This is a genomic window from Nonomuraea sp. WAC 01424, assembly GCF_003947315.1.
Taxonomy (GTDB): Bacteria; Actinomycetota; Actinomycetes; order Streptosporangiales; family Streptosporangiaceae; genus Nonomuraea; species Nonomuraea spiralis.
In genome coordinates, this window is record NZ_QHHZ01000025.1 from 129,925 (window position 1) to 145,447 (window position 15,523).

At 73.6% G+C, this 15,523-nt stretch carries 13 protein-coding genes; 8 read left to right on the top strand and 5 right to left on the bottom strand.

Annotated elements, in window-relative coordinates; genetic code table 11:
- The first annotated feature begins 4 nt into the window (after window positions 1-4).
- Window positions 5-898, top strand: a complete 894-nt coding sequence (locus tag DMB42_RS47870; protein ID WP_125647270.1) for a LysR family transcriptional regulator — start codon at window positions 5-7, stop codon at window positions 896-898.
- 46 nt (window positions 899-944) lie between these two features.
- Complete coding sequence (locus DMB42_RS47875; protein ID WP_125647273.1) at window positions 945-1,673, top strand: dienelactone hydrolase family protein; 729 nt, start codon at window positions 945-947, stop codon at window positions 1,671-1,673.
- Here the strand turns inward: DMB42_RS47875 and DMB42_RS47880 are convergent.
- The 3 genes from DMB42_RS47880 to DMB42_RS47890 are packed head-to-tail and all read right to left on the bottom strand — an operon-like array spanning window position 1,665 to window position 6,292.
- Complete coding sequence (locus tag DMB42_RS47880; RefSeq protein ID WP_125647276.1) at window positions 1,665-2,405, bottom strand: ABC transporter ATP-binding protein; 741 nt, start codon at window positions 2,403-2,405, stop codon at window positions 1,665-1,667. The genes DMB42_RS47875 and DMB42_RS47880 overlap by 9 nt on opposite strands.
- Entirely contained in the window at window positions 2,406-5,063 is a 2,658-nt protein-coding gene (locus tag DMB42_RS47885) for an ABC transporter permease subunit (protein WP_125647279.1), read from the bottom strand.
- Window positions 5,060-6,292 carry an ABC transporter substrate-binding protein gene (locus DMB42_RS47890; RefSeq protein WP_125647282.1) on the bottom strand — a complete coding sequence of 411 codons (1,233 nt, stop codon included), beginning with the start codon at window positions 6,290-6,292 and terminating at the stop codon, window positions 5,060-5,062. Before DMB42_RS47890 ends, DMB42_RS47885 begins: the two co-directional genes overlap by 4 nt.
- A gap of 130 nt (window positions 6,293-6,422) precedes the next feature.
- Between DMB42_RS47890 and DMB42_RS47895 the strand changes: the two genes are divergently transcribed.
- The 4 genes from DMB42_RS47895 (at window position 6,423) to DMB42_RS47910 (ending at window position 9,059) form a co-directional block, all read left to right on the top strand.
- The gene (locus DMB42_RS47895; protein ID WP_125647285.1) at window positions 6,423-7,511 is read left to right on the top strand and encodes an alcohol dehydrogenase catalytic domain-containing protein; all 1,089 of its coding nucleotides are present in this window, start codon (window positions 6,423-6,425) and stop codon (window positions 7,509-7,511) included.
- A 62-nt stretch (window positions 7,512-7,573) separates the two neighbouring features.
- Window positions 7,574-8,065: a cupin domain-containing protein gene (locus tag DMB42_RS47900; protein ID WP_125647288.1), complete on the top strand. Its 492-nt coding sequence runs from the start codon at window positions 7,574-7,576 to the stop codon at window positions 8,063-8,065.
- Entirely contained in the window at window positions 8,065-8,709 is a 645-nt protein-coding gene (locus DMB42_RS47905; RefSeq protein WP_125647291.1) for a metalloregulator ArsR/SmtB family transcription factor, read from the top strand. The genes DMB42_RS47900 and DMB42_RS47905 overlap by 1 nt, the downstream gene beginning before the upstream one ends.
- A 17-nt stretch (window positions 8,710-8,726) precedes the next feature.
- The gene (locus tag DMB42_RS47910) at window positions 8,727-9,059 is read left to right on the top strand and encodes a hypothetical protein (protein WP_125647294.1); all 333 of its coding nucleotides are present in this window, start codon (window positions 8,727-8,729) and stop codon (window positions 9,057-9,059) included.
- A gap of 32 nt (window positions 9,060-9,091) precedes the next feature.
- Here DMB42_RS47910 and DMB42_RS47915 read toward each other — a convergent pair whose 3' ends face one another.
- On the bottom strand, window positions 9,092-11,323 hold the full coding sequence (locus DMB42_RS47915) for an MMPL family transporter (RefSeq protein ID WP_125647297.1): 2,232 nt from the start codon (window positions 11,321-11,323) through the stop codon (window positions 9,092-9,094).
- Window positions 11,324-11,421: 98 nt separating this feature from the next.
- On the opposite strand from DMB42_RS47915, the gene DMB42_RS47920 reads away from it, so the two are divergent.
- Both DMB42_RS47920 and DMB42_RS47925 read left to right on the top strand, forming a co-directional pair.
- A complete protein-coding gene (locus DMB42_RS47920) occupies window positions 11,422-11,943 on the top strand; it encodes a TetR/AcrR family transcriptional regulator (protein WP_125647300.1) in 522 nt (173 codons plus the stop codon).
- 97 nt (window positions 11,944-12,040) lie between these two features.
- Window positions 12,041-13,276, top strand: coding sequence for a Gfo/Idh/MocA family protein (locus DMB42_RS47925; protein ID WP_125647303.1), 1,236 nt, complete (start codon window positions 12,041-12,043; stop codon window positions 13,274-13,276).
- A 14-nt stretch (window positions 13,277-13,290) separates the two neighbouring features.
- Here DMB42_RS47925 and DMB42_RS53865 read toward each other — a convergent pair whose 3' ends face one another.
- Window positions 13,291-15,417, bottom strand: a complete 2,127-nt coding sequence (locus DMB42_RS53865) for a serine/threonine-protein kinase (RefSeq protein ID WP_185845250.1) — start codon at window positions 15,415-15,417, stop codon at window positions 13,291-13,293.
- Between the last annotated feature and the right edge of the window lie 106 nt (window positions 15,418-15,523).

The following is a 15,523-nucleotide window of genomic DNA, read 5'->3' on the forward strand; positions in this document are numbered from 1 at the left end:
TGATATGTCGCCACTCTCGTTGGACCTGCTGCGGACCTTCCTCGCCGTCCACCGCACCGGCTCCATCACGGCCGCCGCGCAGACGCTCGGCCTGTCACAGCCCGCGGTGACCGCCCAGGTCAAGACGCTGGAGGCGACGCTCGACCGGCCGCTGTTCGACCGGCTGCCACGCGGTGTCGCGCCCACCCCCGCGGCCGCCGAGCTGGCCCGCCGGATCGCCCCCGCCCTCGACGCGCTGGACGAGGTGGCCGGGTCGGAGCTGCCCTCGGACGAGGCCGTGCACCTGGGCGGCCCGGCCGAGTTCCTGTGCGAGGTGGTGATGCCGATGCTCGCCCCGCTCGTACGGGACGGGCTGCGGCTGCGCACCACCCTCGGCCTGGCCGACGACCTGCTGGCCGACCTCGCGGCCGGACGGCTCGACCTGGTGTTGTCCACGATCCGGCCCCGGGTGCGCGGCGTGCGGGCGGACCCGGTGTACGACGAGGAGTTCGTCCTGGTCGCGGCGCCGTCCCTGGCCGCCACGCTGCCGCCTGGCCGGGTCGGGCCCAAGGAGCTGGCCACGGTCCCGATGGTGGCCTACGCCGAGGACCTGCCCATCGTGCGCCGCTACTGGCGGACCGTCTTCGGGCGGCGGCCGTCGATGGCCGCGCAGGTCGTCATCCCCGACCTGCGCGGCGTGCTGAGCGCGGTACGGGCCGGGACGGGCGTCTCGGTCCTGCCCGCGTACCTGTGCCGGCGCGACCTGGCCGAGGGCACGCTGGTCGTGCTGGCCGAACCGGCGGAGCCGCCGATCAACACCGGCTACCTGGCCGTACGGTCGGGGGCGCTGGCCAGGACGGCCGTGGCACGAGTACGGGCCCACCTGCTGGAGGCGTTCCGGGCGGCGCCGCCGTACTGAGGGCGAAATCAGATGGTGGACGATCACCTTGGGGCATGCTGGGCACATGTGTCATTCCACCGACAGCCGACCGCCCGCCCCGCCGATCCAGGGCGAGGTGGCCGCGCACGAGCAGATCACCCTGACCTCCGCCGACGGCACCCGGTTCATGGCCTACCGGGCCGACCCGGCCGAGCCGAACGGCCGCGGTGTGGTGATCATGCCGGACGTGCGCGGCCTGCACCCGTTCTACCGCGACCTCGCGATGCGCTTCGCCGAGGCGGGGTTCCGTACGATCGCGATCGACTACTTCGGCCGTACCGAGGAGAGCGGCGACCGCGGCGACGACTTCGACTACCTGCCCCACGTCAACCAGCTCAAGCTCGACCAGGTGCAGGCCGACGCGGCGGCGGCCACCGCCGAGCTGGCCGGTGACGGCCCGGTGTTCACGGTGGGCTTCTGCATGGGCGGCGCGCTGTCGTGGCGTCAGGGCGCCGAGGGCAACGGCCTGGCCGGGAGCATCGGCTTCTACGGCGCGCTGCGCTTCATCGACGAGCCCACGACCGGGCCGGGCGCGCCGCTGCTGCTGCTCAGGGGCGGCGCGGACACGGTGTCGAGCCCCGAGGAGTTCGACGCCTACACCGCGGCGCTCGACCGGGTGGGCACCGAGCACGAGACCCACGTCTACGAGGGCGCGCCCCACTCCTTCTTCGACCGCTCGTTCAAGGAGTGGGACGGGGTCTGCCAGGACGCCTGGCGCCGCGTCCTGTCCTTCACCGAGCGGCACTCAGCCTAGGTACGCGGCCCGCACCACCGGATCGTCGCGCACCTGCGCGGGCGTCCCGGACGCGATCACCCGGCCGAGGTCCAGCACGACGATCCGGTCGCAGATGTCCATGACGAAGCCCATGTCGTGCTCGACCAGCAGCACGGTCGTGTCCAGGGTCCTGACGACCTCGGCGAGCCGGGCGGTCTGGGCGGCGTCCAGGCCGGAGGTGGGCTCGTCCAGCAGCAGGAGTCTCGGGCGGTCGGCGAGCGCCCGGGCCAGCTCGACCAGGCGGCGCTGCCCGACCGGCAGCGCGGCGGCGTACGCGTCGCGCAGCGGCGTGAGCCCGCACAGGTCGAGCACCTCCGCCACACGCGTGCCGCGTTCGCGCTCGATCCGCCGCCGGCCCGGCCAGCCGGCCAGGTCGGCGGCCAGCCCGCCGCCACCGCCGTGCCAGTCGAGCGCGGCCAGCACGTTCTGGGCCACGGTGAGCCGGCCGAAGACCTGGGTGCGCTGGAACGTCCTGCGCACCCCGGCCCTGGCCCGCCGGACCGCCGGCATGCCGGTCACGTCCCGCCCGGCCAGCCTGACCCGGCCCGCGACCGGTCTGCGCAACCCGGACACGACGTCGAACAACGTGGTCTTGCCCGCGCCGTTCGGGCCGATCACGCCGCAGACCTGGCCCGGCCCGGCCTCGAACGTCACCCCGTCCAGCGCCCTGACCCCGCCGAAGGCCACGGACACGCCCTCCACCGCGAGCATTCACCTCACCCCCAGGTAGGCGGCGGTCAGCCGGTCGCCGTCCACCTCCGAACGCGGGCCCGTCCAGGTGACGCCGCCCAACCGCATGAACGCGACCCGGTCGGCGACGGCCAGCGCCTCGGTGGCCTTCTCCTCGACCAGCAGCAACGCCACACCCCGGTCGCGCAGCTCGGCGAAGACGTCGAACACCTGCCGTACCACGAGGGGCGCGAGGCCGAGCGACGGCTCGTCGGCGATCAGCACGCGCGGCGGGCGCACCAGGGCCGGGGCCAGCGTGAGGAGCTGCTGCTCGCCGCCCGACAACGCGCCCGCCGCCACCGTACGGCGGGCCGCGAGCTGCGGCAGACGGTCGTAGACCGGCCCGGGATCCACCAGCCAGGTACGCAGGTTCTCCTCCACGGTGAGCCCCGGGAACACGCCCCGGCCCTCGGGGGCCAGCAGGACGCCCGCGCGGGCCCGCCGGTGCGCGGGCCAGGCGGTGACGTCCACGCCGTCGAGCAGGACGCGTCCGCCGGTCGCGGGCAGGTCCCCGGCGGCGACGGCGCACGTGGTGGACTTGCCCGCGCCGTTCGCGCCGAGCAGCGCCACCACCTCGCCGGGCCGCACCTCCAGCGTCACCCCGCGCAGCACGGTGCAGTCGGCGTAGCCGGCCACGACGTCCTCCAGCACGAACAGCGGCGAGCCGCCCCCGCCCGGCGCGGCCCGCCGTGGCACGGCGGCGCGGACGTCCGCCACGACCGACGGGACCGGCGCGACCAACCCGACCGGCGCGACGGCGGCGGTGCGACGGCGGTGCCGGGCCTCGGCGAACTGGGCGAGCACGCCGTCCGGATGCCGGGCCAGGATCATGCCGCCGGCCCCGAACAGGATCGACCCGACGTGCGCGGACACCCCCCAGGTCGCCAGCAGCTCCGGCACGGCCACCGCGACCAGCCCGCCGAGCACCGCCCCGCCGATCCTGCGCACGCCCTGCAGCACCACCACGGCCAGCCACACGAACCCGGAGAACGCGGGCAGGTCGGTGGCGGTGATCGACCCCTTGGAGATCGCGAACAACACCCCGCCGAGCCCCGCGATGCCCGACGCCAGCACGAACAACACGATCTTGGCGCGCGGCGCCGACAACCCGGAGGTGACGGCCGCCGCGGGCGCGGACCGTACGGCGAGGACGGCCCGCCCGGACGCCGACCGCTCCAGATTGCGTACCAGCAGCGCCACCAGCCCGATCAGGGCCAGCAGCACGGCCACCCGCACCCGCGGGTCGGAGGTGTCGGCGAAGCCGAGCCCGAGCGCGGGCAGCGTCCACCCGATCGTCCCGTTGCTGAAGGCGTCCACCTGGAACAGCACCTGGTCGGCCAGCAGCGCCAGGGCCAGCGTGGCCAGCGTCAGCACCCTCCCGCCCAGCCGCAGCGCGGGCAGCGCCACCACCAGGCCGACCGCCCCCGCGGCGAGCACCCCCAGCAGGATCGCCAGGGCGAACGGCAACCCGGAGGCGAAGGCCCATCCGCAGGTCAGGGCCGCCATGGCGGCGAAGGCGGCCTGCGCCAGGTTCACCATGCCGCCGATCCCGGTCACCACCACGAACGAGCAGAAGATCAGCGCGAGCACCAGCCCCTGGGCCGCGACGCCCACGTAGTACTGCGGCCCGAGCAGCGCGAAGGCCGCCAGCACGACCAGGCCCGCCGCCCACGGCAGCCGCCTGCGCCAGACGGGCACCCCGGCCAGCCGGTCGGGCGGCGGGACGTCCTCGGCGGCGCTGCCCGCCACCCGCTCCCGCGACCGGTTCAGCAACACCAGCCCGGCGAACAGCAGGATCACCGGTACGGCGGTCCGCAACCCGGTGACCTCCTCCAGGAAGTCGGTGTACCCGGCGACCAGGTTCTGCACGACCCCGAGCGCGAGCCCGGCCGCGAACGTCCAGGGGATCGAGCGCAGCCGTCCGAACACCGCCGCCGTCGCCGAGGCGAACAGCAGCACCGTGTACGCCGTCGCGTCCAGCCCGAGCACCGGCACCGCCACCACGCCGGCCAGCCCGGCGAGCCCGGACCCGAGCATCCAGGCCAGCGCCGAGGTGGCGTCCACGTCGATGCCCCGCAGCGTGGCCAGGCGGCGGCGGTCCACGGAGGCCCGCATGCGCAGCCCGTACGGCGTGTGCCGCATGAACGCCCACAACCCCGCCGCCGCGACGGCCGAGACGGCGAAGGTGATGAGCTGGTCGCTGTCCAGCCGCACCCCGAGCAGGTCGAACCCGAGCGCCGGGTGCGGGCCGACGCCGCGCGGCAGCGAGGTGGCGTCCGCGCCGGGCAGTCCGGCCAGGTCCACGACCAGCAGGCCGATCGCGGGCAGCGCGATGGTGAGCCCGATCGTGGCGACGATCTGCGCGGTCTCCCCCGCCTGGGCGAGCCCGCGGAACATGGCCCGGTGCAGCAGGAAGCCGAGCGCGGGCGCGAACAACCCGGCCGCCAGAAGCGCCGACAGCCACGCGGGCAGCCCGGCGGCGGCGACGAGTTCGTGGAACAGCAGGGCGGCCAGGAAGGCGACGGCGCCGTGGGCGAAGTTGAACACCCCGGTCGCCGCGTACGACAGGGTCAGGCCGGAGCCCATGATCGCGAAGACGGCCCCGGTGACCAGGCCGCTGAGCACGTACTGGAGGATCATTTCAGCGGCACGTTGTCGAAGCAGGCCATCCGCCTGGCCACCTGGAAGGCGCCGCCCTCCAGCTTGACCAGGGCGCCGCAGCCGTTCGGCTCGCTGTGGTCCCTCGGGTAGCGGATGCGGCCGAACCCGGGGTTCTCGTACAGGTAGTCGCCGTTGGCGGTGGCCAGGAACTTCTCCCTGGTCAGGTCCTTGCCGGTGCGCCGGAGCACGTCGAGGAAGATGTCGGCGGCCCAGTAGCCGATCGCCAGGTGCTGGGTGAGCGCGGTGCCGGGGGCGACCTTCTCCACGTCCTTCTTGAGCTGGGCGATCTCGGGCGCGGGCGACTCGAACGGCTCGAACATGGGCGCGGCGATCACGCCTTCGAGCGCCTGCGCACTGGCCTGGTCCTTGAGGATGGCCACGTCGTAGCTGGTGGCGTCGGTGAGCACGCCCTTGTAACCGGCCCGCTTGAGCGCCGAGTACAGGCCGACGTTGAACTTGGTGCCCGCGATCACCGACACGACGACGTCGGGGGCCTTGCCGCCGTCCGAGGTCATGATCTTGTTGACGTACGGGAGCCAGTCGGGGGGCGGGGCGGCGGCCGGGAGGCCGGAGTTCACGCCGGCCAGCCTGAATCCGGCGGCGGTGAACGACTGGGAGATGGTGGTGCCGCCGTACTTGCTGCCGCTGGAGTCGCTGGTCTGGACGTAGACGCTCTTGCCCTCGGCGCCGCCGAGCAGGTCGGCCATCTGCCTGCCCCACCACGTCTGGGAGCCCGCGCCCTGTTTGGGCGCCAGGCAGCCGTTGTAGCCGAACCCGGTCCTGGTGCCGCACCACTGCGGCCCGGTGGCCCAGCCGAACCAGGGCACGCCCTGCTGTTCGAGGAAGGCCGCGCCGCCGAAGTTCGGGGCGTGCACCGGCACCAGGGCGAACACCTGGTCCTTCTGCACGAGCTTCTTGGCCGCCGCGTCGCCCTTGGCCGCGTCCTGGGCGTCGTCCTCGGCGCCGATGAAGTCGATCCTGCGGCCGAGGACGCCGCCCTCGGCGTTGGCGCGTTCGAACCTGGCCTTCGCGCCGATCTCGGCGTCCCTGGTCGAGTAGCCGCTCGCGCTGGTCTTGGTCAGCACGCCGCCGATCTTGATCGTGGTGTCCGTCACTCCCGTGCCCGACTGGGCCGTACCGGTCTGCTGGGCCGCGCAGCCGGTGACGAGCAGCGTCAGGGTGAGCGCCGCCGCGCCCCGCCGTACCATGTTGTTCTCCCTCGCGATTCGGCCTAGCGCTCGCTTGGTTTCGCTGAGCGTAGATTTGCCGGGAAGGGGTGTCAACGGGCACCCGAGCAACCGCTTGCTCGCAAGCGGCGCGCCGGGCTAGCGTGGGCGCATGCTGATGCGCGCGGCCGTGCTGACCGGGTTCCACGAGCCCATGGAGATCCGCGACGTGGAGATCGACGACCCCGAGCCCGGCGAGGTGCGCGTCCGGATCAGGGCCTCGGGCGTGTGCGGCTCCGACCTCAAGGCCATCGACGGCAAGAGCCCGGTGGTGGCCGCGCCGCCGTTCATCCTCGGGCACGAGAGCGCGGGCGTCGTGGAGAGCGTCGGCGCGGGCGTCACCACCGTCAGGCCGGACGACCACGTCATCATCGCCATGAGCGGCCCCTGCGGACACTGCCGCCACTGCGGCTCGGGCCGCTTCCACCTGTGCTCGGGCCCGCTACGGCTGCCGACCATCATGGGCGGCCCGCCCCGGATCACCCTGGACGGCCGGGAGACCCGCCGTTTCATCGGCATCGGCTCCTTCGCCGAGTACGCGGTGGTCACCGAGGCCATGTGCGTGAAGATCGCCGAGGACGCCCCCTTCGACGCCATGTGCCTGCTGGCCTGCGGCGTGATCACCGGCGTGGGCGCGGTCCTGAACGTGGCCGAGGTGCCGCCGGGCGCCTCGGTCCTGGTGGTGGGCTGCGGCGGCGTGGGACTCAACGTCATCCAGGGCGCGGTGCTGGCCGGCGCGACCACGATCATCGCCGCCGACGTGGCCGAGCAGAAGCTCAAGCTGGCCGAACGCTTCGGCGCCACCCATCTGCTCACCGCCGGCGACCTGCCCCGCCAGGTGGGCGCGCTGGTCCGCGGCGGCGTCGACTACGCCTTCGACGCGACCGGCGTGCCCGGCGTGCTGGCGCGGGCCTTCGCCGCCACCCAGCCGGGCGGGACCACGGTCATGGTCGGCAGCCCGCCCCAGGGCCACCCGATGGAGCTGGACACCGGCCTGCTGTTCTCCTCCCGCCGTCTCATGGGCACCCAGGGCGGCGACGCCGCGCCCCACCGCGACCTGCCCATGCTGGCCGCCCAGTACCTGCGCGAACGGCTTGACCAGGACGGCCTGATCACCGAACGCCTGCCACTCGACCGGATCAACGACGCCGTCGCCCACGTACGCCAGGGCACGGTCGCCCGCACGGTCATCACGTTCTGAGGACACGCCCGGGCCGATCTTCCTATATTCTAACTTTCTTTGGAATATTGGAGGAATCCCCCATGTCCTACCCCGAGCAGCGCTACCTGGCCGAATCCGGCACGACCAACGGCACCCTGCGCCTGGCCGACGCCGCCCCCGACCTGGCGATGAAGAGCGGCACCAACGTCCACTACCTGGGCACGGGCGGCTCGACGAACGGCGCCTTCGGCCTGTACCGGTGGGAGATGGGCCCGCGCCCCAGCGGCCCGGCCCCGCACTTCCACCGCACGATCACCGAGTCGTTCTACGTGTTGTCGGGCACCGTGCGCCTCTACGACGGGATCAAGTGGACCGACGGCCGGCCGGGCGACTTCCTGCACCTGCCGGAGGGCGGCATCCACGCCTTCCGCAACGAGTCGGGCGAACCGGCCTCGATGTTGATCCTCTTCACGCCCGGCGCGCCGCGCGAGGCGTACTTCGAGGAGCTGGCCGGCCGCGCCGTCACCGGCCGGGAGCTCAGCCCCGAGGAGTGGACCGAGCTCTGGCTGCGCCACGACCAGTACCCGGCCTGATGCCGGAGTTCCCGGAGGAGCCGATCTACCGGCACCTGGCCCGCATCGGCAAGGCACTGTCCAACCCGGTGCGGCTGCGGCTGCTCGACGTGCTCGACCAGAGCGAGCGTACGGTCGAGGAGCTGGCCGAGGCGGCGGGCGTACCGCTCAAGAACACCTCGGCCCAGCTCCAGCACCTGCGCGCGGCCCACCTGGTCACCAGCAGCAGGGACGGCACGCGGGTTCGCTACCGGCTGGCCGACGAGCAGGTCTCGCGTTTCCTGGGCACCCTCCAGCACTTCGCCCACGACCGGCTGTCCGACCTGCGCGGGGCCGTACAGGAGCGGCTGGGCGACCTGGCCGGCGTCACGGCGGACGAGCTGGCCGAAAGGCTCGCCGATCCCGACACGGTGATCATCGACGTACGGGCGTCGTCCGCGTACGCGAAGGGGCACGTGCCGGGCGCGGTCTCGGTGCCCCTGGAGGAGCTGGAGCACCACCTGGACGAGTTGCCGGCCGACGCCCGGATCGTGGCCTACTGCGGCGGGCCGTACTGCGTGGTCTCGCCCGAGGCCGTACGCCTGCTGCGCGAACGCGGCTTCGACGCCCGCCCGCTGGACGGCGGACTGATCGGCTGGCGGCGCTCCGGGCACGGGCTCGCCTGAGCGCGTACTGTGAGCGGGTGAAAGCCCACAGTGAGCGCACCCTCGCGCGGGGAGCCGTCGCGGCCGGCCTGCTCGCGGCCCTGACCATGGGCGGCGCCGGCCCCGCCGAGGCCCGCTACCGCTACGACTTCCGCAGCCCGGAGGTGGCGATCTGGAGCGAGCCCAAGGGCGGCGCGGCCCAGGTGGGTGTGGGCCGCCCCGGCGACGGCTTCGACTCCGACTACTCGGAGGAACACGAGCGGTACCAGTGCGACGACCTGTACGACAGCACCCTGTGGCACCACGGCACCGACGCGGCCACCGGGGTCGTCGGCTGGGTCCCGGCCTGCCACGTCGACGACCCCGACTGACCCTGCGGCGACCGCGTCACGGGGCCGGCTCACTAGCGGCCGGCGCCCACCGGCTCCTGCGCGCGCCCTGCCTGGGGAGCCGGGTCCTCCTCCTCGTGCCCCTCGACCGACAGGTTCGGCAGCAGGCGGTCCAGCCAGCGCGGGCACCACCAGTTGGCCCGCCCGAGCAACACCATCGTGGCCGGTACGAGGAACCCGCGGATGACGGTCGCGTCCACCGCGATGGCCACGGCCAGCCCCACGCCGAACGTCTTGACCATCGCGTCCGGATAGGCGATGAACGCCACGAACACCGCGACCATGATCAGAGCGGCCGAGGTGATGACCCGCCCGGTCGAGCCGAGCCCTTCGGCCACCGCCCGGCTGTTGTCGCCGTGCCGGACGTGGGCCTGCCGCACCGCGGTCAGCAGGAACACCTCGTAGTCCATCGACAGGCCGAACAACACCGCGAACAACATCAGCGGCACGTAACTCTCGATCGGCACCGAGAAGAACAGTGTCTGGAGGTAGGAGGAGTCCGCCGGGGCGTCCATGCCGACCAGGCCGCTGCCGAGGCCGATCGAGAACACCAGCGCCAGCGCGCCGAACGCGGCCCCCAGGGACACCAGGTTCATCACCGCGGCCTTGACCGCGACGACGGGCGCGCGGAAGGCGAGCAGCAGGAGCAGGGCGCTCAGCAGCACGACCACGCCGATGACCAGCGGGGTGCGTTCCGCCATGCGGTCGCCGGCGTCGGTCATGCCGGCCACCTTGCCGCCGACGTGCACCTGGACGCCCGGGATCGAGACGTCCCTGACCCGCCTGACCACCTCGGCCGCCTGCGGGTCGCTCGGGGCGTAGTCGCTGATCGTCTGGAGCAGGACCGAGCGGCCGGAGGAGTTGACCTTCGGGTCGGACACGTGGGCGACCCCGTCGATGCCGGCGACCTCGTCCGCGATCCGCTTCACGGTCGCGTCCCCGGCGCCGGACACCTTCTCCGGCAGCTCGGCGACCACGATCAGCGGGCCGTTGCTGCCGGGCCCGAAGGCCGTGGCCATCAGCTCGTACGCCCGCCGCCCCGGCGAGTCCTTGGCCGCGTACCCCTCGTCCAGCGGCCCCAGCTTCAGCGCGAGCGCGGGCGCGGCCAGCGCGGCGAGCACGAGGACGCTGCCGATCAGCACCCGCCACGGCCTGCGGGCCACCCACGCGCCGAGTCCGGCCCAGCCGGAGCCCCCGCCCCGGGTGGACGAACGCCCGCGCACCAGCGGGATCCTGAGCGCGTTGACGCGATGGCCGAGCAACCCGAGCAGGGCGGGCACGAGCGTGACCGAAGTGAGCACGGCGAAGACGACGGAGATGCCGGTCACCCAGCCGAGCGTGCTCAGCAGCGGGAACCCGGCCAGCATCAGCGCGCTCAACGCGATGATCACCGTGCCGCCGGCGAACACGACGGCCCCGCCCGAGCTGGCCACCGTCCGGCGTACGGACTCCACCACCGGCACCCCGTCGGCCAGCAGCTTGCGGTGCCGCGACAACAGGAACAGCGCGTAGTCGATGCCGACGCCGAGCCCGATCATCGTGGACATGATCCCGGCCTGCTTGGGCATGTCCACGACGTACCCGAGCAGGCCGATCACGCCGAGCCCGGTCGCGACGCTGACCAGCGCGGCGAAGATCGGCACCATCGCGGCCACCAGCGTCCCGAACGCGAAGACCAGCACGAGCAGCGCGCAGATCACCCCGATGACCTCGCTCGGCCCGGTCTTGATCTCCTTGCTGGCCGGGTTGGAGTCGTCGGCGGCCACCACTTCCAGCCCGGCGTCCCTGGCGGGGGCCGCGGCGTCGGCCAAAGCCTGCGTGGTGTCGGCCGCCTTGTCGGGGTCGTTGCCCTGCATCTTGACGGTGATCACGCCGATCTGCAGGTTCGAGGCGATGCCGCCCTTGCGGAAGGGCGTGTCCACCTGCACGACGTGCGGCATCGTGCGCATCGCGGCGACCGAGCGCTCGACGGCCTGCTTGCGCGGCTCCTCGGTGAGCTTGCCGTCCGGGGAGTACAGGAGCAGCTGCACGGTTCCGCCGGTGGCGTAGCCGGGGCCGAAGCCCTCCTTCATGAGGTCGTGCGCGCGCTGCGCGTCGGTGCCCGGGATGGAGGCGTCGTTGCTGACCGGACGGCCGAGCGCCAGACTGCCGCCCATCAGGCCGGCGGCCAGGACCACCCATAACGCCAGTACGATCCGCCCGTGCCGCGCGCACCAGCCACCCAGCAGTCCAAGAAACCGCGTCATCGTCCTCGCCCCTGCCCGACGGCCGTCCTGTACGGTCGTACAGGACTACGATAAAACGGGGAACAACGGAAATTCCGGATCCCGTGGGAAATGAGACGATGACCACACCCGACGACACCCGCTCCCGGATCCTGGCGGCCGCGCGCGAGCTGTTCGCCGAGCGCGGCTACGCGGGCACCTCGCTGGCCGACATCGCCGCCGCCGTCGGGCTGACCAAGACCGCCGTCGCCTACCACTTCCACCCCAAGGACCGCCTGGCCTCCGAACTGCTCTCCCCCGCCGCCGCCGAGATGATCACGCTGCTCGACACCGGCTTCCCCGACCGGAAGGCGTTTGTCGAGGCCCTGGTCGTCTTCGCGGTACGGCACCGCGCGGTGATCCGCCTGTTCATGGAGGACCTGGCGGCCGACGACACCGTGCCGCCCGACTCCGAACGCGCGGTCGTCGGCACGTTCCGGGACGAGATCTTCGCCAAGCTCGCGGGCGCGGACCCGGGGCCCGAGGCCAGGATCAGGTGCTGGGCCCTGCTCGGGGCGTTGCAGTGGGGCGTGGTCAAGACCATGGACCTGCCCGAGGAGCAGGTCGTCGCGGTCATGCTGGAGTCCGCGCCGGCGTTCTAGCAGATCTTCCCGCCGTAGAGTCGGGGCCGTTCAAGCGGATCTTCCCACCGTAGAGTCGGGGCAACGTACGTGAACCGGTCAGCACCTGGAGGCGCCCATGGTCACGCTCGCCGTCGTCGGCGCGGGTTCGCGAGGGAGTTCCTACGCCCGCCACGCCGCCGCCACCGGCCGCGCGGAGGTGGTCGCGGTCGCCGACCCGCTGGACGGCCGCCGCGCGCGTTTCCCCGGCGCGACCGGCTACGCGGACTGGCGGGAGCTGGCCGCCCTGCCCCGCCAGGCGGACGCGGTCGTCATCGCCACCCAGGACCGCGAGCACGTCGAGCCCGCGCTGCGCCTGGCCGAGCTGGGCTACCACATCCTGCTGGAGAAGCCGATGGCGGTCACCGAGGACGACTGCCGGGCCATCGTGGCCGCCGCCGAACGTTCCGGGGCGGTGTTCGCGGTGTGCCACGTGCTGCGGTACACGCCGTACACGAGGGCGCTGAAGGAGCTGCTGGACGCGGGGCGCGTCGGCGAGGTCGTCAGCGTGCAGCACCTGGAGCCGGTCGGCTGGTGGCACCAGGCCCACTCGTACGTGCGGGGCAACTGGCGCAGGACCGACGAGTCCACGTTCATGTTGCTGGCCAAGTCGTGCCACGATCTCGACTGGCTGGTGCACCTGACGGGCCGGCGGGTCACCCGCGTCTCCTCCTTCGGCGGCCTCCACCACTTCCGTCCCGAGAACCGGCCCGCCGGGGCCGCCGACCGGTGCCTCGACTGCGCGGTGGAGCCCGGCTGCCCGTACTCGGCCGCGCGCATCTACCTGCCGCTCGCCGGTCAGGACGTCTGGCCGCTGTCGGTGCTCACCGACGACGTCTCCGAACAGGGTGTCCTGGAGGCCCTGCGCACCGGCCCGTACGGCAGGTGCGTGTACGCCTGCGACAACGACGTGGTCGACCACCAGGTCGTGAACCTGGAGTTCGACGGCGGGGCGACGGCCTCGTTCACCATGACCGCCTTCACCCCGTCCGGGCACCGGCAGACCCGGATCTTCGGCACCCGCGGCTCGATCGACGGCGACGGCGTCCACCTGACCGTGCACGACTTCGTCACCGGCCGTTCCGAGACCCTGGACACCCGGCCGCCGGGCGACGGGACGGCGGGAGGCGGGCACGGCGGGGGCGACGAGGGCCTGGTGGCGGCGTTCCTGGCCGCGGTCGCGACCGGCGACCGCTCCCCGATCCTCTCCTCACCCGCCGAGAGCCTGCACAGCCACCTCATCGCCTGGGCCGCCGAACACTCCCGCCTGACCGGCGAAACCGTCCCACTCCCCGCCGAACACCCGGCCCCCTGATGTCCAGGCGGGGGCTACGGCCCCGCAGTGGGGTCGGTGGCGGGGCCGGTCGGGGTCTGTGTGGGCTCCTCGGGGCCGCCCGACTGGCCGGTCACGCCGACCGTGATCACGACCACGTCGCCGGACCCGGCGCAGGTTCCCGGGGCGAGACTCTGGCTCAGTACGGTGTCCGCCTTGGAGTCGTCGTCCACGACCTGGGCGCGGGCCCGTACCGTGAACCCGGCCGCGACCAGGTCGGCCCTGCCGTCGGCGCGGGACAGTCCCACGACGGACGGCACCTCGACGCCCTGGCGGGCCAGGGTGAGCGCCACCGCGGCGCCGCCGGACACCCGGGCGCCGGCCTCGGGCCGGGTGGCGAGGACCTGGCCGTCCGGCTGGTCGGAGCAGGCCCGGGTGACCGCGCCGGCCTCCAGCCCGGCGGCGGCGAGCGCCGCCTCGGCGGCCTTGCGCGGCCGCCCGGCGACGGACGGCACCACCACCCCCGCCGACACCCGCAACGCGACCGCGCTCCCCCGGTCCACCACCGTGCCGGCCGCCGGTGTGCTGCCGAGCACCTGGCCGATCGCCTGCGGCGAGTCGGACTCGGTGACCACGCCGACCGTCAGCCCGGCGCGCTTGACGGCCTTGGCCGCGTCGGCCCGGTCCAGCCCCGTCAGCGACGGCACCGCGACCGTCGTCACCGGCCGCGCCGAGGGAGGCTCGACGGTCGGTACGCGCTCCCGCTCCGACGGCCTGCCCACCGGCCGCGAGGAGGCGGACGACGCCGGGCGCACCGGGGACGAACTCGACGGGGACAACGCGGACGACGCGGACAACCTGGACGGCGCGGACGGCAACGCCCCCGCCGCCTGGCCGGAACGGTGGCCGCCGGAGACCGCGGGCACGATCACGGTCAGCAGCACGACCCCGGTCACCGCCAGTGCCGCACACACCGCCACGACCGCCCGCACCCACCCCGCCCGCACCCACTCAGCACGCCCCCACCCAGCCCGCCGCCCCCTCGCCCCGCCGGACGCCCCCATCCCGCCCGCGCCCGGCCCTGCCGCGATCCCCGGACCGGTCAGTGCGCCTGCCCCACCCGACGTGCCCGGCCTGGTCGGGGTGCTCGCGGTGCTCGGGGTGGAGGGGGTGGGGCCGCCGGGGGCGCGGCCCGTCCGGGAGCGCAGGCGGTAGGCGTCGGCCGCGCCGGTCGCCTCCGGCTCGGCCAGCGGCACGGACGGTCGCTGCCCGGGCACCAGCGGCACGTACCCGTACGCCGAACCCGACGGCGAACCCGGCACCGAACCCGGTGGCAGGCCGTACGCCGAATCCGGTGGTGGGCCCGGTGCTTCGGCGGGGGTCTCGTTCGAGTCGCCCAGCAGCGCGAACAGCAGTTCCCTGCTGGTCGGCCGGTTCCTGACGTCCTTGTCCAGGCAGGCGGCGACCAGCACCCGCAGCCGCCCGTCCAGCCGTCCCAGCTCCGGCGGCGCGGTCAGGATGCGGTGCAGCACCGGCGCCACCGAGTCCTGCCCGAACGGCGCGCTCGCGTTGGCCGCGAAGCACATCGTCGCGCCCCAGGAGAACACGTCGGCCGCCCCGGTCACGGCCGAGGCGGTGATCTGCTCGGGAGCCATGTACGCCGGAGTGCCGACCCCCCTGTTCGTCACCGTTGCCGCCGCGTCCAGCGCCCTGGCCAGGCCGAAATCGATCACCCGCGGCCCGTCGGGGCCGAGCAACACGTTCTGCGGCTTGAAGTCCCGGTGCACGATGCCCGCCCGGTGGATCGCGGCCAGCGCGGTCGCGGTGCCGACCGCCAGCCGCTCCAGCGCGCCGCCGTGGCGCGGCCCGGTCAGCGAGACCTCCCGGTGCAACGAGGGCCCGTCGACGTACTCGCTCACGATGTACGGCCGGCCCTCGTCGAACCCGGCGTCGATCACCTGGGCCGTGCAGAACCGCGCCACATGCTTGGCCAGCTCCACCTCCCGCAGGAACGCCCCGCGTTCGTCCCCGACGGGCCCGTGCAGCAGCTTGACCGCGTACCTCTCCCCACCCCTCGAACCGAGGAACACCGTGCCCTGGCCGCCCTCGCCCAGCCGTCCGGCGAGCTCGTAGTCGCCGAGTCTGTGCGGGTCCCCCGTTCTGAGCGGCTGCGCCGTTGGCACGGGGCGCCTCCCCTCGCCGCCACCCCTACTTGCTCTCCACTGAAAGCAACGGCCCGCGTTCAGTCAACCGTGCGCACCGCAATCGCCGCCTGACCGTGACACAGCC

Excerpts from the sequence above, each read along its gene's own strand:
- DMB42_RS47875 (WP_125647273.1), top strand. The coding sequence starts at position 945 with ATGTGTCATTCCACCGACAGCCGACCGCCCGCCCCGCCGATCCAGGGC.
- DMB42_RS47920 (WP_125647300.1), top strand. The coding sequence starts at position 11,422 with ATGACCACACCCGACGACACCCGCTCCCGGATCCTGGCGGCCGCGCGC.
- DMB42_RS47890 (WP_125647282.1), bottom strand. The coding sequence starts at position 6,292 with ATGGTACGGCGGGGCGCGGCGGCGCTCACCCTGACGCTGCTCGTCACC.
- DMB42_RS47885 (WP_125647279.1), bottom strand. The coding sequence starts at position 5,063 with ATGATCCTCCAGTACGTGCTCAGCGGCCTGGTCACCGGGGCCGTCTTC.
- DMB42_RS47925 (WP_125647303.1), top strand. The coding sequence starts at position 12,041 with ATGGTCACGCTCGCCGTCGTCGGCGCGGGTTCGCGAGGGAGTTCCTAC.
- DMB42_RS47915 (WP_125647297.1), bottom strand. The coding sequence starts at position 11,323 with ATGACGCGGTTTCTTGGACTGCTGGGTGGCTGGTGCGCGCGGCACGGG.
- DMB42_RS47900 (WP_125647288.1), top strand. The coding sequence starts at position 7,574 with ATGTCCTACCCCGAGCAGCGCTACCTGGCCGAATCCGGCACGACCAAC.
- DMB42_RS47905 (WP_125647291.1), top strand. The coding sequence starts at position 8,065 with ATGCCGGAGTTCCCGGAGGAGCCGATCTACCGGCACCTGGCCCGCATC.
- DMB42_RS47895 (WP_125647285.1), top strand. The coding sequence starts at position 6,423 with ATGCTGATGCGCGCGGCCGTGCTGACCGGGTTCCACGAGCCCATGGAG.
- DMB42_RS47880 (WP_125647276.1), bottom strand. The coding sequence starts at position 2,405 with ATGCTCGCGGTGGAGGGCGTGTCCGTGGCCTTCGGCGGGGTCAGGGCG.
- DMB42_RS47870 (WP_125647270.1), top strand. The coding sequence starts at position 5 with ATGTCGCCACTCTCGTTGGACCTGCTGCGGACCTTCCTCGCCGTCCAC.